Annotated in this window: 16 protein-coding genes; 11 read left to right on the forward strand and 5 right to left on the reverse strand. The window is 41.3% G+C overall.

All coding sequences use genetic code 11. The features are described from left to right. Positions 1–9 precede the first annotated feature (9 nt). From VM932_RS03625 to VM932_RS03640, 4 genes are all read left to right on the forward strand, one after another. The gene (locus VM932_RS03625) at positions 10–696 is read left to right on the forward strand and encodes an LOG family protein (protein WP_326277210.1); all 687 of its coding nucleotides are present in this window, start codon (positions 10–12) and stop codon (positions 694–696) included. After that, complete coding sequence (locus VM932_RS03630; protein WP_326277211.1) at positions 656–3,541, forward strand: gluzincin family metallopeptidase; 2,886 nt, start codon at positions 656–658, stop codon at positions 3,539–3,541. Before VM932_RS03625 ends, VM932_RS03630 begins: the two co-directional genes overlap by 41 nt. Positions 3,542–3,868: 327 nt before the next feature. Further along, positions 3,869–6,277, forward strand: coding sequence for an alpha-ketoacid dehydrogenase subunit alpha/beta (locus tag VM932_RS03635; protein WP_326277212.1), 2,409 nt, complete (start codon positions 3,869–3,871; stop codon positions 6,275–6,277). A 101-nt stretch (positions 6,278–6,378) separates the two neighbouring features. Then, a complete protein-coding gene (locus VM932_RS03640) occupies positions 6,379–6,756 on the forward strand; it encodes a DoxX family protein (RefSeq protein ID WP_163624625.1) in 378 nt (125 codons plus the stop codon). Between the two features lie 2 nt (positions 6,757–6,758). On the opposite strand, the gene holA is transcribed toward VM932_RS03640, so the two are convergent. Further along, a complete protein-coding gene (holA, locus tag VM932_RS03645; protein WP_326277213.1) occupies positions 6,759–7,760 on the reverse strand; it encodes a DNA polymerase III subunit delta in 1,002 nt (333 codons plus the stop codon). 26 nt (positions 7,761–7,786) lie between these two features. Here holA and VM932_RS03650 point away from each other — a divergent pair, with 26 nt between their 5' ends. The 3 genes from VM932_RS03650 to VM932_RS03660 all read left to right on the forward strand — a co-directional run bounded on the left by VM932_RS03650 (position 7,787) and on the right by VM932_RS03660 (position 10,216). Next, a complete protein-coding gene (locus tag VM932_RS03650) occupies positions 7,787–8,233 on the forward strand; it encodes a type I restriction enzyme HsdR N-terminal domain-containing protein (RefSeq protein WP_293163291.1) in 447 nt (148 codons plus the stop codon). 12 nt (positions 8,234–8,245) lie between these two features. Continuing rightward, positions 8,246–9,247 (forward strand): glycosyltransferase family 2 protein, encoded by a 1,002-nt coding sequence (locus VM932_RS03655; protein WP_326277214.1) that lies wholly within the window; start codon positions 8,246–8,248, stop codon positions 9,245–9,247. A 96-nt stretch (positions 9,248–9,343) separates the two neighbouring features. Continuing rightward, on the forward strand, positions 9,344–10,216 hold the full coding sequence (locus VM932_RS03660; protein WP_326277215.1) for an OmpA/MotB family protein: 873 nt from the start codon (positions 9,344–9,346) through the stop codon (positions 10,214–10,216). Positions 10,217–10,272: 56 nt separating this feature from the next. Here the strand turns inward: VM932_RS03660 and VM932_RS03665 are convergent, their stop codons facing one another. Further along, a complete protein-coding gene (locus VM932_RS03665) occupies positions 10,273–10,893 on the reverse strand; it encodes an L-threonylcarbamoyladenylate synthase (protein WP_326277216.1) in 621 nt (206 codons plus the stop codon). Positions 10,894–11,110: 217 nt separating this feature from the next. Here VM932_RS03665 and VM932_RS03670 point away from each other — a divergent pair, with 217 nt between their 5' ends. Then, on the forward strand, positions 11,111–11,746 hold the full coding sequence (locus VM932_RS03670; protein ID WP_326277217.1) for a hypothetical protein: 636 nt from the start codon (positions 11,111–11,113) through the stop codon (positions 11,744–11,746). 269 nt (positions 11,747–12,015) lie between these two features. Here VM932_RS03670 and VM932_RS03675 read toward each other — a convergent pair whose 3' ends face one another. From VM932_RS03675 to VM932_RS03685, 3 genes are all read right to left on the reverse strand, one after another. Further along, positions 12,016–12,369 (reverse strand): hypothetical protein, encoded by a 354-nt coding sequence (locus VM932_RS03675; RefSeq protein ID WP_326277218.1) that lies wholly within the window; start codon positions 12,367–12,369, stop codon positions 12,016–12,018. Continuing rightward, entirely contained in the window at positions 12,344–14,557 is a 2,214-nt protein-coding gene (locus tag VM932_RS03680) for an alpha/beta hydrolase (protein ID WP_326277219.1), read from the reverse strand. Before VM932_RS03680 ends, VM932_RS03675 begins: the two co-directional genes overlap by 26 nt. A 144-nt stretch (positions 14,558–14,701) precedes the next feature. Then, a complete protein-coding gene (locus VM932_RS03685) occupies positions 14,702–17,071 on the reverse strand; it encodes an ATP-dependent helicase (protein ID WP_428979717.1) in 2,370 nt (789 codons plus the stop codon). Positions 17,072–17,172: 101 nt separating this feature from the next. On the opposite strand from VM932_RS03685, the gene VM932_RS03690 reads away from it, so the two are divergent. The 3 genes from VM932_RS03690 (at position 17,173) to VM932_RS03700 (ending at position 20,897) form a co-directional block, all read left to right on the forward strand. Further along, complete coding sequence (locus VM932_RS03690) at positions 17,173–17,712, forward strand: DsrE family protein (protein ID WP_326277221.1); 540 nt, start codon at positions 17,173–17,175, stop codon at positions 17,710–17,712. A 17-nt stretch (positions 17,713–17,729) separates the two neighbouring features. Beyond that, entirely contained in the window at positions 17,730–19,016 is a 1,287-nt protein-coding gene (locus tag VM932_RS03695; RefSeq protein WP_326277222.1) for an amidohydrolase, read from the forward strand. 306 nt (positions 19,017–19,322) lie between these two features. Then, positions 19,323–20,897, forward strand: coding sequence for an FMN-binding glutamate synthase family protein (locus VM932_RS03700; protein WP_326277223.1), 1,575 nt, complete (start codon positions 19,323–19,325; stop codon positions 20,895–20,897). Positions 20,898–20,932 lie beyond the last annotated feature (35 nt).

Here is a 20,932-nt window from a genome sequence, read left to right on the forward strand (position 1 = left end):
ACTATGCAGATGCGAAAAGAACAACATTCCAAAGGATGGAATGAGATCAAGACAAACGATTCATGGGCCATTTTCAAGATTATGGGCGAGTTTGTCAATGGATTTGAAAAAATGAGCGTAATAGGCCCATGTGTATCCATTTTTGGGTCCGCAAGAGTTCGGGAAGGTCACCCTTATTATGATTTGGCGGTAAAAATCTCCAAAAAAATTTCCGAGGCCGGTTATGGCGTCATTACCGGAGGTGGACCGGGTATTATGGAAGCAGGTAACAAAGGGGCCAACCTAGCTGGAGGGACATCGGTGGGCTTGAACATAGACCTGCCTTTTGAACAGCACGACAATCCTTACATTGACGATGACAAAAGCCTTGATTTTGATTATTTCTTTGTTAGAAAAGTAATGTTTGTAAAATATTCCCAAGGCTTTGTGGTAATGCCTGGAGGTTTTGGTACGTTGGATGAATTCTTTGAGGCCCTCACACTTATTCAAACACACAAAATACATACATTCCCAATTATACTTGTTGGTACGGAGTTCTGGAAAGGACTTATGGATTGGATCAAGAATACCCTGGTCGAGGCTGGCAATATTAGCGCAAAAGACCTGGATTTAATCAAATTAGTGGACACCGAGGATGAAGTCGTCGAAATTATTGATGCCTTTTACAAGGGCAGAACCCTTAGTCCAAATTTTTAATCTTATTGTATTGATCAACCATCGGGTATTACTTAGCATTTCGCTGCTTGTTATAATGATGTGTCCCAAACTTTGGGGACAGCACAAAAATGAAATAGTGGCCACACTCGATGGTCCCACCAACCAAATACGCATTCGGCAACATTTCACCTATGTAAACCAATCGGACAAGGGGCTTTCCACATTGTATTTCAACGATTGGAACCATGCATATTCCAACAAAAACACGGCACTTGCCAAGCGGTTTGCAGAAGAATTTAACCGAAGTCTACATTTGGCAAAAGACAGGGAAAGAGGCAAAACCACCATTAAAACCATTGTGGATGACAACTACGCTGGTTTGGATTGGAAACGGGAGGGGAATTCGGATATCATTTCCGTTACGCTGAACGAAGTCCTAAAACCCCATGAATCCATTCAGTTGTTTTTTACCTATACCATTAAATTGCCCAGTGCCAAGTTTACGGGTTACGGACGCACCGATAACCTTGGCTACAACTTACAGGATTGGTACTTGACCCCAGCTGTTTTTGATGGTGACTGGAAATTGTACAACAACATAAACCTTGATGACCTCTATACGGACATTACGGAGACCCGAATTAATTTTACCTTCCCAGAGCGGTTGTTCTTGGCATCAAACTACCGAATGTCCAGTATTTCAAATTTTCCGGGAGGGCAACATGTGCAGCTTATTGGCGACAAGAGGAAAAACTGTGAAATTATTCTCACCATTGATAAAAGGTTCACCAAGCACGTTACGGATTACCTCACCATCACTACGGATATTGAATCGAACAAGTACGAGGAAATATCCCAAGGAATATCCATTATAAAAATTGCACAATTTCTTCATGAAAACTTAGGAGGGTACCCTCATGATAATCTTTTGGTGAGCGAATTCGACTATAATAGATCTCCGCTGTACGGAATCAGTCAGCTTCCATCCTTTATAAGGCCCTACGAAGAACAGTTTCAATTTGAGATGAAGTTTTTGAAGACGGCCATTCGCAATTATTTAAAGGAGTCTTTATACCTAGATCCACGAAAGGAACGATGGGTGAACGATGCGATTGGATACTATTTGATGATCAAATATGTGGAAGAGCATTACCCCGATCAAAAGCTGATAGGCAAACTTTCCAAAATTTGGGGATTAAAAAACTTCCATTTGGCAAAAATGGATTTTAACGAGCAGTATTCTCTCTTCAGCATGCTCTCTGCACGTAAAAACATAGACCAAGCATTAACAACCTCCAATGATTCCCTGATCAAGTTCAACCAAAAAATTGCCAATGGGTACAAAGCAGGTCTCGGCATGTCCTATCTGTCCGCTTATTTGGGTGAGAAGAAAATAGACAGTACGGTACTGGATTTCTTCAAAAATTACAAACAAAAACAGTTTGTATCGGCTGCTGATTTTAGAAAAACCATCGAAAAATATGCTGATAAGGAAGTGGATTGGTTTTTTGAAGAATACGTGTCCACAGACAAAAAGATTGATTTCAAAATCAAGAAGGTTGAAAAAACCGAAGATTCCATCACCTTTGTACTTAAGAATAAACGGGGAACCAAAGTGCCCATATCGGTTTTTGGACTCGAAAATGATTCCGTGGTATCCCAGTATTGGTTTTCGGACATAGATACCACCGAAAGCTTTACCATTCCCCGAAAGAGTGAAGATCGTTTGGTTTTGAACTACGATCAAAAAATCCCCGAATTCAATCAGCGTGATAATTGGAAGACTTTGAACGGTTGGCTGTCGAGCAATAAAAAATTAAAGTTCCAATTCTTTAAGGACACCGAGGACCCTTATTACAATCAGGTGTTTTATGTCCCCATTGCAAACTTTAACCTATACGATGGCATAACACCCGGACTAAGGCTCTACAACAAAACCTTTCTGGAAAGACAATTCCAGTACGACATATCGCCCACTTATTCCTTTTTGGAACGCACCTTTGTAGGAAAAGTTGGTTTTAGATACCGTAAATATCATAAAAAAACCGGGCTCTATGTTACCAATTATTCGTTTTCAGCATCGTCTTCGCATTTTCAGGAAAACTCTAGGTTTTCCACATTGACGCCTTCCGTGAGTTTTGGGTGGCGACCCGAAGATTTGCTTTCCAACAGAAGACAATATTTGCTATTAAGGTACAGGAGTGTTTTTAGAAGTATCGACGATAATCTTGTGGGCGAATTGGACACTGATCCAGATTACAGTGTTATGAACGTTAGGTATACCGATGTGGACAACAATATACTTAACTATTCCTCTTGGTCGGTAGATGCCCAACATTCCAGTGAATTTACCAAACTAGCTTTTGAATTGGAATACCGAAAATTGTTTCAAAGTAACAGACAATTGAACGTAAGGTTTTATGCAGGTAAGTTTTTACGCAACAAAACAGAGTCCAACTTTTTTAGCTTTGCCCTGGACAGGCCCACAGATTATATGTACGACCTGGCCTATTTGGGAAGATCGGAAGATTCTGGGCTATACAGCCAACAAGTTATTATTGCCGAAGGCGGGTTTAAATCAAAACTGGAGAACCCGTTTGCCAACGACTGGATAGCCACCACAAATGCCAGCACCAACATTTGGAGATGGATAGAAGCATATGGCGATCTTGGTTTTATAAAAAACAAAGGAGATAATGCCCGCTTTGTTTATGATTCTGGAATACGGCTAAATTTGGTTACCGATTATTTTGAACTTTATTTTCCCGTATATTCAAATAGAGGTTGGGAAATTGCCCAGAACGATTATGGGCAACGTATTCGTTTTGTGGTTACCATAAGCCCTAGAACCTTGATAGGGTTGTTTACAAGAAAGTGGTTTTAATAAAAAAGAATTCCCGCACAAGCATCGGGGTTTTCATTACAACTGTCATTCCCGTAAAAACGGGAATCCAAAAATAGAATTTCGGTTTTTGACCATGGCGTTAAAATGAAATCAGCGAAATATTCTTATGGCTTGCCTTGGAGATAGTTGGTTTTAATAAATTATTTATTTTGTCAATATGATAATCAAAAGCTTTTTTTGCATCGCTAAAATGATAAATAAATAATATACCAAGTGTATTTTTGAATTATTTATATTTTATTAACGAAGTTCTGCATTGCAATTTTGAAGGATTTTTAGTAATTTCGCAGAAATCCTCAACAATTCATGAAACCTAACCCAAGTACAAGTAGCGATATTTCCTTTGACGATTTCAAATCTCAGATTCTTCAAGATTATGAAACAGCTGTCACCAGCAGGGAATGTAGTGTAATGGGGAGACGGGAAGTACTTTCCGGAAAAGCCAAGTTTGGTATTTTTGGAGATGGAAAGGAACTTCCACAGTTGGCCATGGCAAGGGCATTTCAAGATGGTGATTTTAGAAGTGGATATTACCGTGACCAGACCTTTATGATGGCATTAGGCTATTTAAGTCCAAAAGCCTTTTTTCACGGACTCTATGCCACAACCGATCTGGAGAAAGAGCCCATGAGTGCCGGAAGGCAAATGGGCGGCCATTTTGTAACCCATAGTTTAAATGAAGATGGTTCTTGGAAAAACCTAACGGAACAAAAAAACAGTAGCGCAGATATTTCTTGTACAGCAGGCCAAATGCCCCGTTTGCTCGGTTTGGCCCAAGCCTCTAAAATATATCGTAACGTTGAAGGCATTGATCAGACCAACTTCTCCAAGAATGGGGATGAAGTAGCCTGGGGGACCATCGGTAACGCCAGTACCAGCGAAGGACATTTTTTTGAGACAATGAATGCCGCCGGTGTAATGCAAGTACCCATGGTCATCTGTATTTGGGATGATGAATATGGTATTTCCGTGCCATCGGAATACCACACCACCAAAGGCGACATCTCCGAAGCCCTTAGCGGATTGCAACGTGATGACGACAAAAAAGGCTTTGAAATATTAAAAGTAAAGGGCTGGGATTACACCGCCCTGATCCATGCTTTTGAAAATGCCTCGGACATTGCCAGAGAAGGGCATGTGCCCGTACTTATCCACGTAACAGAGCTTACCCAGCCCCAAGGTCACTCTACCTCGGGCTCGCACGAAAGATACAAGTCCTCCGAACGTTTGGAATGGGAGCGGGAAAATGATTGCAACAAACGTTTTAGAGAGTGGATTCTTGAGAACGGCATAAGCACCGAAGAGGACCTTAAAAAAATGGAACGCGAAATAAAGCACAAAGTGCGTGCCGCCAAAAAAGAAGCATGGTCCGAGTTTTTAAAACCACAATTGGCCGCTAAAAAAGAATTGGTACCCCTACTTGAAAAGGCAGCTAACCAAAGTCCAAATCGTGCTTTTATAAACAAGTTGAAAAACGACTTAATTGCCATCGAGGAACCCCTGAAAAAAGATTTAGCGTCCAAATCCAGACAAGCGCTCCGTTACCTTTTGGGAGAATCCACACCCGAGAAAAAACAGCTTCAACAATGGGTGGACGATTTCTTGGCAACCAACGAACCACAATTTAGCTCACATCTATATAATGAACTTGGCAATAAAGCCACCAAAGTGAAACAAGTACTCCCCTCCTATTCCAATGAGGACGAGGTTGATGGAAGAATCATTTTAAGGGATAATTTTGATGCCCTTTTCTCGAAGTACCCGGAAGCTTTGGTATTTGGCGAGGATACCGGAAATATCGGAGATGTAAACCAAGGGCTTGAAGGGCTTCAAAAGAAATATGGAAAATTAAGGGTTGCCGATACGGGAATACGTGAAACTTCCATAATAGGCCAAGGAATTGGAATGGCACTACGTGGGCTGCGCCCCATTGCCGAAATACAATATTTGGATTACATCCTTTACGCTATCCAAACATTGAGCGACGATTTGGCAACGCTAATGTACCGAACCGTCGGAAAACAAAAGGCACCGCTTATTGTACGTACCAGAGGACACCGCTTGGAGGGAATATGGCACTCTGGCTCACCTATGGGCGGATTGATCAATTTGTTGCGGGGAATGTACATCCTTACTCCTAGAAACATGACACAGGCCGCAGGTTTCTACAACACACTTATGAAAAGTGACGAACCTGCCTTGATTATCGAAAGCCTGAACGGGTATCGTTTAAAAGAAAAGAAACCTTCCAATTTAGGTGAGTTTTGCACGCCGATCGGTAAAGTGGAAACCCTAAAAGAAGGAACGGACATTACATTGCTATCCTACGGATCTACCCTTAGGATCGTGGAAAAAGTAGCCAACGACCTTTTGGAAGTAGGTATAGATGCTGAAGTGATCGATGCCCAATCCTTACTTCCGTTTGATTTGGAACATGATGTGGTAAAAAGCCTGCAAAAAACCAACAGGTTCTTGGTAATCGATGAAGATGTTCCCGGTGGATGTTCTGCCTATTTATTGCAAGAAGTGGTTGAAAAACAAGGAGGCTACCGTTATTTGGACAGTGCTCCGCAAACTTTGTCGGCAAAAGCGCACCGTCCAGCTTACGCATCAGATGGGGATTACTTTTCCAAACCCAACGCCGAGGATATCTTTGAGAAGGTTTACCAAATTATGCACGAATCCGACCCTAACTCCTATCCAGCGCTTAGGTAATGTTTTGGCGTACGTCAACCCAAAAACACTTTTCGTCAATTATTGTTACGTTTTTTAAAACATAATTTATACATTCACATGGATTAAAATTTTCCCCAAGAATGAAAAACAATACTTTGATACACCTAGGGCTTGCTTTGCTAAGAATTGTTCCCTCTGCATTTATGCTAACCCACGGTTACCCTAAACTTATGAATCTAATCAACGGTAACACGGAATTTGCCAACCCTTTTGGCATTGGTCAAGCTCCGTCTCTTTTTTTGGCCGTTGTTGGTGAATTTATCTGTCCACTTTTAATCATTATAGGTTTTAAAACCAGATGGGCCGCTATACCTACCGCAATAACTATGTTTGTTGCAGGTTTTATGATCCACGGAGCTGATCCATTCGGAAAAAAGGAGATGGCTTTACTTTACCTAACCATATTTGTGGTCATCATGCTATTGGGTCCAGGTAAATACAGTGTGGACAAAAGGTAATCCTAAATTATTTCGGAAAGGAGTTCTTTTAATAAGTCAGCTTGTGTCATATTGCTGGCCCCTACCCCTTTGCCTTTTAAATCCAATGTCCTTAGACAGGAGATAATACCGCTCACCCTTTTCATAGGGTAGTTTTTTGCGGCCACTACGTATTCGTTCACAAAGTATGGGTTTACCCCCAACACTTTGGCCACATTGCCTGGAGAATGGTCCTTAAGCCCATGATACTGCAATAACTGTGTAAAAAATGTGTTCAACAGCGTAACAGTAACCACAAATGGATTGTCCTTTGGATTTTGTGCAAAGTAGTCCATAATTTGGGACACTTTTTTTACGTTGCGTTCACCAATTGCCTTTTTTAGCTCAAAATTGTTGAAATCCTTGCTGATACCGATATGCTCCTCTATCAAATCAGGTGTGATCTCGGTAGTTGGGGGCACCACCAAGGTCAATTTATCAAGCTCATTGCTGATTTTGCTCAAGTCCGTTCCCAAAAACTCCACGAGCATCACACAAGACTTTGGCGATATCTTATATTTTTTGCTGGCCAAGGTTCTTCTTATCCAATCTGCAACTTGATTATCGTAAAGCTTTTTACTTTCAAAAAGTTCCCCACTCTTTTTTATGGTCTTGTAGAGCTTTTTACGCTTATCCAATTTTTTATACTTGTAACAAAGCACCAAAATAGTGGTTGGTTGGGGGTTCTCGGCATACGGAACAAGGTTCTCGATGGTTCTGGAAAGGTGCTGTGCCTCTTTAACTATAACAACCTGGTACTGGGCCATCATCGGAAATCGCTTGGCATTGGCTACTATTTCATCAACAGAGGTCTCTTTGCCATAAAGCACCATTTGGTTAAACCCCTTTTCATCTTCCGTAAGAACATTTTCGGCTATGTACTGGGAAATACGGTCAATATAGTAAGGCTCCTCCCCCATTAAAAAATAAATAGGTTTTGGGTTTCCCTTATTGATTTCCGATACAATCTCTTTTACTTTGTCCATTCAATTTATATCACCAGTTTTGTAGCATGCAAGCTTTGAACTTTCCGTCTTATTCATTTCGAATCAAAAATAGCCAAAATAGACAGTACATTTTTGACGATATACGTAAAAAATTTGTGGTACTCCAACCTGAAGAATGGGTACGACAGCATGTACTTCATTTTTTGGTGTATACGAAAAACTACCCTAAAAGCCTGGTGAATGCCGAAAAGCAACTAACGGTCAACAAACTCAAGAAACGCTACGATGTTGTTGTTTTTAATTCGGATGGTTCCATTTTTCTGCTTGTGGAGTGCAAAGCACCAGAAATTAAAATAACCCAATCCACCTTCGACCAGATTGCGAGGTACAACTATCAACTAAAAGCCGACCACCTAATGGTGACCAACGGCTTGGAACATTATTATTGTGAAATGGACCACGGGAATGAAAAATACAGGTTTTTAGAGGAAATTCCTGATTTTAGCCGTTAATTTGCCTCCGTTTTGAAAATTGCCGTCGTCATACTTAATTGGAATGGGGAAGCCTTACTCGAAAGGTTTCTGCCCTCGGTTATGGAATATTCCGAAGGAGCTGACATTTATGTTGTGGACAATGCCAGCACCGATGGTTCTGTCTATTTTTTAAAGCAACACTACCCTACTATCGGCATTGTTCAAAACGCTTCGAACGGAGGTTTTGCCAAAGGTTACAACGATGGGTTAAAAAACATTGAGGCAGATGTGTTCTGTTTGTTGAATTCTGATGTTGAGGTAACTCCAAACTGGCTTAAACCCATAAAAGAAGCCTTTAACAACCTTCCCGATGCCTCCATAATCCAACCCAAAATATTGGATCTTAACCAAAAGGATTATTTTGAATATGCCGGTGCAGCTGGAGGGTTTATAGATATGTTCGGTTATCCTTTTTGTAGGGGACGTATATTCCAGACCATAGAAAAGGACGAGGGACAATACGACGATATAAAAGAAGTATTTTGGGCCACAGGTGCATGTATGTTCATAAAAAGTGAGGTTTTTAGTGAGTTAGAAGGTTTTGACGAAGACTATTTTGCCCATCAAGAAGAAATTGACCTGTGTTGGCGGGCCAAAAATGCCGGGCACAAAGTGTATTACGTTGGCCAAAGCCATGTGTATCATTTAGGGGGCAGTACATTATCCAACATGAATCCCAAAAAAACGTATCTGAATTTCAGGAACTCCCTCTACTCCATCACAAAAAACCTTCCAAGAAAAAAAGCGCTTCCCATAATTTTTGTCCGTTTACTACTGGATGGCATTGCTGCCGTACGATTCATTTTTCAATTAAAGTTTGACCACTGTTTTGCTATTTTAAAGGCTCATCTCAGTTTTTATGTTAACTTTATAAAAATGTACAGAAAGCGCGAAAAAGCTAATTTTTTATTAAAGTACCATATTACGACATCCATAGTATGGTCCTATTTCGTACATCAAGTAAATAATTTTAACATTTTAGTAAAAGATTAACGATGCCTAAATATAGATACCTTGCTTTTTATCTAATTTTGGTGTTGTTTTTCGACATTTGATAAATCTAACAATCCTTAAATTATATTCTGAACTATGAAAAAAATTTTTCTAGGAACATTGGCGATGACAGTTCTTTTATCTTCTTGCGTATCGCAAAAGAAATATGCCGATCTTGAAGCCAAACACAAAGAAGCCCAAGACCTATTGAATTCTGCAACCGTTAAGCTCAACGATTGTTTGGAAGAAAAAGCAACTGCAGATTCCAGGTTGAAAACACTTGAAGACCAAAACGCATTCCTAAAAGCAAATAACCAAGAGCTCATCAACAACATGGGCAACTTGACAACGCTTACTACAAAAGGTGCCGAAAACCTTGAGAAGTCCTTGGAAAGCCTTCAGGAAAAAGACCTTACCATCAGAAAACTTCAAAATGCCGTTACACGTAGAGACTCCGTTAACCTTGCTTTGGTACAGAGCCTAAAAGGCGTATTGGGCAACTTGGATGACGAAGACATCGAAATCAGCGTTGAAAAAGGTGTTGTATTCGTATCCATTTCCGATAAATTGTTGTTTAGAAGCGGAAGCTACAACGTAACAAATGCAGCAAAAGAAGTACTTGGCAAAGTAGCCAAAGTGGTGAACAACAAGCCCGATTTTGAATTTATGGTCGAAGGACACACGGATAATGTACCAATTAGAACTTCGGAACTTGCAGATAACTGGGACTTGAGTGTGAAGAGAGCAACCTCTGTTGTTCGTATCCTTCAAAACGACTTTGGTGTAGACCCTGCTAGAATGACAGCTGCAGGACGTAGCTACTATGTACCTCTTGTTGATAACGATACTTCTGCCAATAGAGCTAAGAACAGAAGAACAAGAATTGTTGTACTTCCAAAAATCGATCAGTTCTACAACATGATCGAAGAAGGAATGAAAGACCCAGCTATAGGCGGTACAGGCAAATAAGAAATAAGTTTTAGCTTACAATAATAAAAAAGCGGCCAATTGGCCGCTTTTTTTATTTAATAAATCTCAAGGCTGCCCTTGCCTTCCCGAATTACTACGGGTTCATCGCCAGAGAGGTCTATGACCGTGGAAGCAACATTATCCCCATAACCACCGTCAATTACAATATCCACTAAGTTTTGCCATTTCTCATAAATAAGTTCAGGATCTGTGGTGTATTCCAGAATGTCGTCGTCATCCCGGATGGATGTAGAAACAATTGGGTGGCCCAATTCGGACACCAATGCCCTTGCAATTGCATTGTCGGGCACACGGATACCCACCGTCTTTTTCTTTTTAAAATCTTTCGGAAGATTGTTGTTCCCCGGAAGTATAAAAGTATAAGGCCCTGGAAGGGTACGCTTTAATATCTTAAATGTTGGACCATCTATCTGCCGAACATAATCGGACAGATTGCTTAAATCTGCACAAATAAAGGACCAATTGGCCTTTTCCAACTTTACCCCTTTTATCCTAGCTATGCGCTGTAGGGCCTTTGAGTTGGTAATATCGCAACCAAGACCGTAAACAGTATCCGTGGGATAGATCACAAGCCCTCCTTTCCTAAGCACGTTCACAACTTTTTCAACTTGCTTGGGATTAGGGTTTTCTTCGTAAAGTCTTATCAACTCTGCCATTTTGTTAAGGAATAAACAACAAAGATAACACTTATGCAACCAAATATAAGGTGTTCTGTTAGGCATGTTAAATGTTTGATAATACACACAACCTATCACCAGAATCGAATCTTTATAAAGGGAAATGGGCCATTCATCAATTCATATAGGCCATTGGTTGATTTTGACCCTAAACATTAAAATTTATACCCCACCTTTAGATAAAAATCGCATTCTTATGAAATTGAATACACTAATTATCGCATGCATCACTTTTGGATTTTTGATACCTTTCACAAGCTGTAACAATTCCAATTTTATGGAAGAAGAACAATTTGATGCAAAAAACACACTTGCCCAATTGGATAATTTATTAATTCAGCTTAATGGGTTGGACACTACTGATTGTAAAAACTTGGATGAAATAGTGACCATAAACGAAAAAATGCGGAAAATAGTTGAAAACATACGGTCCAGCAGAAAATTTGAAGATTTGGTAGCTGCTTATGACGAAGATGAACACCAGATTGGCTTTGTGATCTCGGACGATCAACAATTCGGTGTTTTTTCATGGGAGACCAAAATGGATTGCATGGGTCACAACATTAAAAACATTGCCCTTTATAAATCCAAAAGTAAGATTGTAGCGTCTTCCCTTTATGGAAAACCTATGATCTATTATGGGGTAACATCCACAAATCAGAGCAACGGTAAGACCGTATACCTTCTCAATGGTAGATTTTCTTCGGAAAAAGGACATTTTAATACAACTACCAAAGCCTACACTATAACCAATGGGAGCTTGGCAGAATCGAAAATTCCATTATCGGGAAAACCCCACGAAGGGTATGCGGCAACTGGGTTTGAACAATAATACGCATTCATATTCGGCAATGTACCGCGTATACAGCAACCCTTGCCTTTGTGTTTGAGCTTGAACTTAATTTTGATGCCCGATGCTGGTTGCTCGATGCCTGAACCTATCATCATAAAAGTGTAAATATGTTCGTGCAAATCCGTAAAATTCATCAACCTAGCCAATCGTCATTCCGAACTGGTTTCGGAATCCCATAAGAGGAGACCCCGAAACCTCCTTTGCTGGTAGACAGGCGAGTTCAAGGCAAGGAGGTTCTTTGCTTTTGTTTATCTTCTTTCTGCATTTGAACTTGAACTTGAACTTGATACTTGAACTTGATACTTGAACTTGTCCGAAGCACGATGCCAGTTGGCAGTTGCAGTACGCAGTAACTCAACAACCCAATAACTTTGTAACTCCGAACTCTGAACTTGTGTCTTGGCTCTCTTTTCTTTCTTCTTTGTTCTTTGCCCTTTGTTCTTGAACTTGTCGAAAGTTTGGAATTTGGCACTTGTTATTTGCTCTTGAACTTGAACTTGTCGGAAGTCAGTTTGCAGTGGCAGTAACCCAATAACTGAATAACCCAATAATATTTCCCGTTGATAAACTTTATTTTTAGTTATTTTTTCTATAAAACTCAATATCATCCAAAACAACAACCCCCAAAGTATCTTTGTCAAATACCAAGTTAATGCTTTGCAGTTTGGTCAATTTCAGGCTATCATTCTTTGCTAAAAAAGATGAAATAGGAACATAACAACTTTTCAATTGGGTCTCAGAATCCTTGCCTATCATTTTCTCGTCTAAAAAATCAAACTTGGTAAACTTGGTTTTTATTTTTTTGGGAAGCCTGTTATATTCAGTCAACTCCACTGAAGCGGAATTGCCCAAACTATCCTTGAGCATAATGCTAAAATTGAAACCTGTATCTGGCATTTCAGGTTTTTCTTTATCCTCCATTTTTAATTCGGAAACATCCCCAATGGCCATGGAAAAGGCCAAAGTATCTATAGGGCCAAAGTTCTTTAAAGTATCAGTAAGAGCTATACTATAAATTGGGATGGAATCACTATCAACATCCGAGCCATGGCTCCAACCGAGCACCAAGGCATTGTTATGTTGGCTCCCGCCATCCCTGGCCAACAATTCTGTTTCACGCCACACCTTAAAATTTTCGGCGGACAATTTTATATCGTTTGAAGCACTGGTTACATCCAAATCGCCTTCAAAATTGACCAGTACATTTTTATGAATGTCACTGTATTGGCTCCTGTAATCTTCCTTGGGCAACCAATCGCTTACCAAGTCCACATTTTGGAACATAGGCTGATAATCCTTGTTTCCTTTTAGAACCGCCTCCGCAAAAGCGCTCACATAAACTTTGGCAGCTTGGCGCTGTTCTTCGCCCGAAATCAAAGGTTTAAGGTTAAGTAACCATTTCATGGGCGCACCAAAATCCGACCGTCCCCAAGTGGAGTTAAACTGACCGTGGTTTGCATGATTCATATACAGACCTGCTTTAAAACCATCAAAATCTTCTGAAAATTGTAACCGACGAAAAGGCCGCATCCCCCAAAAACTGGTCTCATCCGAGTCGTAAGCTCCTTGAATTGACAAATAATTGATATCCTCAAGACTGATTTCACGATCATAGCGGTAATCTGTTGGTGCAATAGTGATGATTCCTTGTATGCCAAAATTAAAATTGAACTTCTCGTTGCCATTATCGGGAAACCTATCCAATTTATTAAAAGCTGCTGCGATGGATACCGCTTCTCCACCTCTGGAGTGCCCCACAAGCACAATATTGTCCATGTCCACCTTACCTTTGATATCCGGGTCAGTCCCATCATTCCATTTTTTCCATTGCTCCAAGTGCTTTAGCAACAACCAAGCACGGGTGGGCATTTCTTTCCCCATAAAATCTCCGGACCAATGCCCATTGATGAAATTTTCATCAACAGAGACGCCTATGATCCCCCTACTGGCCAAAAGCTCTCCGAGATAGGCATAACCTCCATCGGAATAATCGAGCATACTATGGTTGCCGTGTACCATCATTACCATGGGGAAGGGACCTTCTCCTTTGGGCATGTACACACGGGCATTCAAAGGAAAGCTGTCCACACCAAAGCCCCAATATTTTTCACGCCATTTTTTCTTTTTCCCTTTCCACTCAGGAAGCAATCGTGAAGCATCGACCGTTGGGGTTTTTATCTTAATATCTGCTGCATATTCAGGTCGTTTTTCATCCGTTCCGCTTCCGTAGGTAAAAACCTCTACCTCAAAATCCCCTTTTTGGGAAGGGTCTTCAATACCCATTTCACTCAAAAAGGCAACATCAATCGTTTCTTCTGATGATGATTCATCTACATAAGGATCACCATCCAAAGCAGTGAAGCCATAAAAGCCTAAAACTCCCAGAGCAACACCTATAACAACAAGAACTGCCCCTTTTTTAGCATTCTTTTTTTTGATGATTTGCCAAACACCCAAAGTGAGCAAGATGAAACAGACAAAGCCAAATAATGTCAATCCGTAAAATAATATAGAAGGCCATCCAAAGGCATACATCCGCATAATATAAAGTGCTAAAAAACCACCAAGAATGGTAGTTACCAGAGTGGTTGGGATTTTTTTGGCGAAAGGGGAAACCCAAGTCAGCACTAATTTTAAGATGATGAGCAATACAATGCCAATTAGGATTCCTGCCAGCATTGTCACCCAAGCTGGGTATCCAATGGCATAATGATAGCCCGCCACTCCAAAAAGTGTAATAACAAGAATGGCTACAGCAACAAATGTGGGTTTGAGAAAGAGATTTTTCATAGGGGGATGTTGGTTGGTTTGGTCTATTAATTGAAAATAATAGCTTTGAATTTAAGCATTTTTGCCCACCCAAACAGCCTCTAAATAATTAATTAGAAAATCTCTAAACCAGAGATGGTTTAATCATCAGATAGCGAAAATTTATTAGGCACTGTCCAACACCTCAAGTTTGGCGAAACGTAGCAACAGTTTTTTGATGCCACCTTGGTCAAAATGGATTTCAGCCTTTCTATCATTCCCCACACCTTCTATATTTAGTATTTTCCCTCGCCCAAAACGGGTATGGTTTACTCGTGCCCCTGTAACCAGCCCTGGGTCTAAATCCATGGGTTGGGTCGGGGCAGAAATTTCAGGTTTGAGCTTCCTTAATTTACGCAACTGGTTTTCGCTGGGCTTTTGCACACTCGGTGGCGTCCCGTTTTTCGGTTTCACCTGCCTTAGTTTGCTCTTGTCCACCTCCCCAAAAATATTCTTGTCGATTGTGGATTTATAACGATAGCCGTCATTCACAGGGGTTAAGTTTTCCACATACTTCTCTTCAATTTCTTCCAAAAACCGACTGGGTTCGGCATCAATGAGTTTACCCCATCTGTATCTGTTTTGGGTATAGGTAAGAAACGCTTGCTTTTCAGCCCGTGTTAGCGCTACGTAGAATAACCTTCGCTCCTCCTCCAGTTCACTTCTGGTGTTCATACTCATGGCCGATGGAAACAAATCCTCTTCCATTCCAACAATGTACACGTAGGGAAATTCAAGACCTTTTGCCAAGTGGATGGTCATTAAAGCCACTCTATCGTCATCTTCGATATCCTTATCCATATCGGTGGCAAGGGCAACATCTTCCAAAAACTCGGTGAGACTTCCCGTGGCATCGGCAATTTCTTTTTGACCTTCAACAAAATCTTTAATACCGTTCAAAAGTTCCTCGATGTTCTCCATCTTGGCAATACCTTCGGGCGTACCATCTTTTTTGAACTCCAACAGCAATCCTGTTTTTTTGGCCACATGTTCCGCCAGGGTAAACGCATCGGAACCCTCGTTCATAACCTGGAAACTCTTGATCATTGTGACGAAATCTGCCAACTTGCGCTTGGTTCCGGCATTAATGTTCAAATTGAGCTTATCCAGGTGCTCCATTACCTCATAAATGGAACGGTTGTAGTGATTGGCAGCCACCACCAGCTTATCCACAGTAGTCTGCCCTATTCCCCTCGTCGGAAAATTAATGACCCGCTTTAGCGCCTCCTCATCCTTTGGATTGATGATCAATCGCAGGTAGGCGAGCACGTCCTTGATCTCTTTACGCTGATAGAAGGATAATCCGCCATAAATCCGATAAGGAATTTCACGTTTACGAAGCGCATCCTCAATAGCTCTTGATTGTGAATTGGTCCGATAGAGCACGGCAAAATCACCATTTTGCATCTGATTTTGCATCTTGCTCTCAAAAATGGAGCCCGCTACGTAGCGTCCTTCTTCGGCATCGGTGACACTGCGGTGTATTTTTATAAGCCCACCATCATCATTGGAGGTCCAAACATTCTTCTCCAACTGGTTTTTATTATTTGCTATGATGGAATTTGCTGCACTGACAATGTTTTTGGTAGAACGGTAATTCTGTTCCAAACGATAAACGGCAACATCGTCATAATCCCTTTGGAAATTTAAGATGTTACTGATGTTGGCCCCACGGAAGGAATAAATACTCTGTGCATCGTCCCCTACCACGCAAATGTTCTGGTATCGGTCCGACAGTGCTTTCACAATCAAATACTGGGAGTGGTTGGTATCTTGGTACTCATCCACCAAAATGTATCGGAAACGGTCTTGATACTTCATCAACACCTCCGGAAAACGGGTCAACAGTTCGTTGGTCCGCAACAAAAGGTCATCAAAATCCATAGCGCCCGCCTTAAAGCATCGATCTACATAATTCTGATAAATTTCTCCCAATCTTGGGCGTTTTGCCATGGCATCTGCCTCCATCAATTCAGGATTCTGAAAATAGGCCTTAACAGTAATTAAACTGTTTTTATAGGATGAAATCCGGTTTTGTACTTGTTTGTACTTGTAAATATCCTTGTCGAGCCCCATCTCCTTAATGATGGAAGCAATCAAACGTTGGGAATCCTGTGTATCGTAAATGGTAAAGTTACTTGGATACCCCAGTTTATCGCCATCGTACCGAAGCAATTTGGCAAATACGGAGTGGAACGTACCCATCCAAAGATTCTTTGCTTCGGAGTTACCAACAATGGTGGCGATACGTTTCTTCATTTCGCGCGCTGCCTTATTGGTAAAGGTAAGGGCCAAAATATTAAAAGAGTCCACCCCCTGCTCCATCAAGTGGGCTATTCTGTAGGTGAGCACCCGGGTTTTACCAGAGCCTGCACCCGCAATTACCATTAGAGGTCCATCCTTATGCAGCACAGGGGCGCGCTGCGCATCATTCAATTCATCTATAAAATTACTCAAGGGCCAGAAGCTTTTAAACGTAGGCGTGAAATTAGCCATTATTGATCTCTTGCTGAAATCAAGCTTTCAATTTTTATAAACACTGTTTTCGGATTTGGTCTTATTTTTAAATATATTTAACATCTTAATTAAAATAGCTGATGAATTTTCACCACTTCCCCCTATTCCTTTTAATTATTGTTGCATTTTCTGGAATTTCACAAGAAACTAAATCAGGTCCCATTGTAGAAAACTATGGTGCCGTTTGGGAAATAGACAACCCAGACTTTAAAACGGACAAATCACAAGCGTTTAAAGTGGTTTTTGATGTTAAAGATGGACCAAAATCCGACACCGAAATCAATAAAAACCTGAATACAGTAGCGCGTTTTTTAAATATGCACGCCCAAAGCGGCATCCCTGCTTCGCAATTAAAAGCTGCACTTATCGTGCATGGCACCGCAGCAAGAAATTTACTGTCCGACGATGCACATAAAGCCCGATATAAGGTGGAAAATCCAAATAGAGAACTCGTTGAAAAACTTTTAGAGGCCGGTGTGGAAATAATTATGTGCGGACAATCCTCTAAAACTAGGGACCTTCCTAAAGAAGATTTGATTCCCGGCATAAAAATCGCGCTCTCCGCTATGACGGCCAATATTCAATTGCAAAACCAAGGCTACCGTCCAATCAATTTATAAACTAACTCAACCTGATTATGAAGAAAATTTTAGCACTTGCCCTTTGTTTCGCAAGTTTATCCATGTATGCCCAAGACCATGGGCTGGAAAAAGACATCGCCGCTGTCGAATCCAAAGTAATAGAATGGCGACGCGATATGCACCAAAACCCGGAACTCAGTAACAGAGAGTTTAAAACGGCAGAAAAAATTGCCGCCCATTTAAAATCTTTGGGCATCGAAGTACAAACAGGGGTTGCCCACACAGGTGTAGTCGGAGTTTTAAAAGGGGACCATCCCGGAAAAGTGGTTGCCCTTAGAGCCGATATTGATGCCCTACCGGTTACCGAAAGAAACGACCTTCCATTTAAATCTGAAGTCAAATCTGAATATTTAGGCGAAGAAGTTGGTGTAATGCACGCTTGCGGACACGATACCCATATTGCCATTATGATGGGAACCGCAGAGGTTTTGGCCAAAAACAAGGATAAAATCCACGGAACCATCAAATTCATTTTCCAGCCTGCCGAAGAAGGAGCTCCTCCAGGAGAGGAAGGCGGTGCCGAACTTATGGTGAAAGAAGGCGTACTGGAAAACCCCAAGGTAGATGCCATTTATGGCCTTCATATTGGTTCCTACCTACCTGTGGGACACATTGCGTATAAACCAGGTGGAGCTTTGGCCGCAGCGCAACGCTTTGTCGTCAAAATCAAAGGAAAGCAATCTCACGGTTCACAGCCTTGGGGTGGAATCGACCCTATTTTTGTAGCCTCCAAAATTGTGGATGGCTACCAGTCCATCATCAGCCGTGAATTGGAATTGACCAAGGAAGCTGCTGTCATCACCGTTGGAAAAATCAGTGGTGGTGTGCGTAACAACATTATTCCAGAGAGCGCAGAACTTATTGGAACCATCCGTACATTGGATTACGATATGCAAAAACAAGTGAACGATAGAATGATAGAAATGGCAGAAACCATTGCCAAGGCCTATCGTGCCGAAGCTACCGTGGAAATTGCCAAAGGGGTGCCAATCACCTATAATGATACCGACTTGACCGCAGCATCGCTTCCAAGTCTTCAAGAAGTGGCCGGTGCCGAAAATGTGCATTTGATCAAAGCCATTACCGGAGCGGAGGATTTTTCGTTCTATCAAGAAAAAATCCCTGGTTTCTTTTACATTTTGGGCGGTAAAGACCCCAACGCGGGTCCCGACGAGCATTTTCCGCACCACACACCAGATTTCAAAATTGATGACAGCGGCCTGCAATTGGGTGTAAAAGCGATGACCGAGATTGCTTTGGATTATTTGGATAGAAGTAAATAAACCGCTATGGATTTGAAATCCATAGTTTTAAAGAAAAGAATGAAATTCTTTGCCATCTGGTATCAGGTCCTCCCTTAATCCCTCCAAGGAGGGAAACTTCTCCCCTTTGGGGAGACCGGAGAGGGGATTATCCAAAAAAAATTATAGCAACCAAAGTAACTGCAATAAAACCTGACTGCCGTCAAGCAAGTTTGTAGGGTTTTTAACCTTTAACTAAAAATAATACTTTAGCCCCAATATCCTCCAGCATTTGGAATTTGAATATTGGGGCTTGATATTTGTAGCTACTACGTCAAATTAAAAAATATGGAAGCATTCCTTGATTTTCTAGCTGATATTCCTTGGTGGTCTTGGCTTCTGATTTTCCTATTCTTGGTTGCCATTCGCGACATCTTTTTCCAAAAAGCGCATACCATCAGTCATAACTATCCCATTGTAGGTCACCTTCGGTATTGGTTGGAAAGTATTGGTCCGGAAATGCGGCAGTATTTTGTGGCCAACAATCGAGAAGAGCTTCCCTTTAACCGTATTGAACGAAGCTGGATTTACGCATCTGCAAAAAAAGAGAACAATTATGAGGGCTTTGGAACGGACAGAGATATTTACAAGCATCAACACATCTTCATAAAAAATGCGATGATCGGGTTTCAAGTACCCAAAAATCACCCGAACAACGAACACCCCTATTTTTTGCCCTGTGCCAAAGTAATGGGAACTTACAACAAACGTAAAAAGCCCTATCGTCCTGCATCCATCATCAACGTTTCTGCCATGAGTTTTGGTTCTTTGTCCGCTGCTGCCATAGCATCTTTGAACCAGGGTGTAGAAAAATGTGGCGCTTACCACAACACAGGTGAGGGTGGACTATCCCCTTATCATAAAAAGGGCGGGGATGTTATTTTCCATTTTGGAACAGGTTATTTTGGCGTAAGGTCTCGTGATGGTGGGTTTTCCATGGACAAATTAAAAGTCCTAGTGGATGAAAATCCATGCATTAAAGCTATTGAAATCAAACTTTCACAAGGGGCCAAACCAGGTAAGGGCGGAGTACTTCCCGGTTCCAAAATAACACCGGAACTTGCTGAAATACGAGGTGTTGAGGTAGGAAAAGATGTGATCTCCCCTCCCACCCACAAAGCCTTCTCTACAATTCCAGAACTTTTGGAGTTTATCGAATCCATTGCTGAGGAAACTGGATTGCCCGTGGGCATTAAAGGAGCCATTGGAAAGATTGATCAATGGGAAGAACTTGCCGATTTAATGAAAAAGACTGGAAAAGGCCCCGATTTTATCACCATTGATGGTGGTGAAGGCGGTACTGGTGCAGCTCCCCCTAGTTTTGCCGACCATGTTTCCCTGCCTTGGACTTACGGTTTTTCCAAGGTATACAGCTTGTTTATGGAGCGTGGACTTTCGGAGCGAATCGTATTTATCGGCAGTGGTAAACTGGGCTTCCCCGGAAAAGCTGCTATGGCATTTGCCATGGGCGTGGACTGTATCAATGTGGCCCGGGAGGCCATGATGAGCATCGGTTGTATCCAAGCACAGGTTTGTCACACCAACCGATGTCCTGCTGGTGTCGCCACCCAAAGTAAGTGGCGTCAAAGCGGAATTAATGTGCCTTTAAAATCCGATAGATTGGCGCAATACTTTAAAACATTCAGAAAAGAGTTATTGGAAATCACCCATGCTGCGGGTTACGAGCATCCTTGTCAATTTAATATGGATGATGTGCAAGTAAACGTAGATGATGATTATCTTAGCAGCGATTTAAAATCCGTTTATGGTTACCAAAAAGAAAAGGTGAAATTTGATTCTATGCAAAATCTTTTGGATTGTGAACACTTGGGCGGAAAACCAGCATTACAAAAAACATTATAATTTAGACCCAGATATTTAAATAAACTATAGTACTA

The sequence above is a fragment of the Flagellimonas halotolerans genome, assembly GCF_035818535.1.
Classification (GTDB): Bacteria; Bacteroidota; Bacteroidia; order Flavobacteriales; family Flavobacteriaceae; genus Flagellimonas; species Flagellimonas halotolerans.

What these genes read in the sequence shown, in the direction of transcription:
- VM932_RS03670 (WP_326277217.1), top strand. Translation starts at nt 11,111, where the DNA reads ATGAAATTGAATACACTAATTATCGCATGCATCACTTTTGGATTTTTG.
- holA (WP_326277213.1), bottom strand. Translation starts at nt 7,760, where the DNA reads ATGGACAAAGTAAAAGAGATTGTATCGGAAATCAATAAGGGAAACCCA.
- VM932_RS03685 (WP_428979717.1), bottom strand. Translation starts at nt 17,071, where the DNA reads ATGGCTAATTTCACGCCTACGTTTAAAAGCTTCTGGCCCTTGAGTAAT.
- VM932_RS03640 (WP_163624625.1), top strand. Translation starts at nt 6,379, where the DNA reads ATGAAAAACAATACTTTGATACACCTAGGGCTTGCTTTGCTAAGAATT.
- VM932_RS03635 (WP_326277212.1), top strand. Translation starts at nt 3,869, where the DNA reads ATGAAACCTAACCCAAGTACAAGTAGCGATATTTCCTTTGACGATTTC.
- VM932_RS03680 (WP_326277219.1), bottom strand. Translation starts at nt 14,557, where the DNA reads ATGAAAAATCTCTTTCTCAAACCCACATTTGTTGCTGTAGCCATTCTT.
- VM932_RS03695 (WP_326277222.1), top strand. Translation starts at nt 17,730, where the DNA reads ATGAAGAAAATTTTAGCACTTGCCCTTTGTTTCGCAAGTTTATCCATG.
- VM932_RS03665 (WP_326277216.1), bottom strand. Translation starts at nt 10,893, where the DNA reads ATGGCAGAGTTGATAAGACTTTACGAAGAAAACCCTAATCCCAAGCAA.
- VM932_RS03660 (WP_326277215.1), top strand. Translation starts at nt 9,344, where the DNA reads ATGAAAAAAATTTTTCTAGGAACATTGGCGATGACAGTTCTTTTATCT.
- VM932_RS03625 (WP_326277210.1), top strand. Translation starts at nt 10, where the DNA reads ATGCGAAAAGAACAACATTCCAAAGGATGGAATGAGATCAAGACAAAC.
- VM932_RS03650 (WP_293163291.1), top strand. Translation starts at nt 7,787, where the DNA reads ATGCAAGCTTTGAACTTTCCGTCTTATTCATTTCGAATCAAAAATAGC.
- VM932_RS03630 (WP_326277211.1), top strand. Translation starts at nt 656, where the DNA reads ATGCCTTTTACAAGGGCAGAACCCTTAGTCCAAATTTTTAATCTTATT.
- VM932_RS03690 (WP_326277221.1), top strand. Translation starts at nt 17,173, where the DNA reads ATGAATTTTCACCACTTCCCCCTATTCCTTTTAATTATTGTTGCATTT.
- VM932_RS03700 (WP_326277223.1), top strand. Translation starts at nt 19,323, where the DNA reads ATGGAAGCATTCCTTGATTTTCTAGCTGATATTCCTTGGTGGTCTTGG.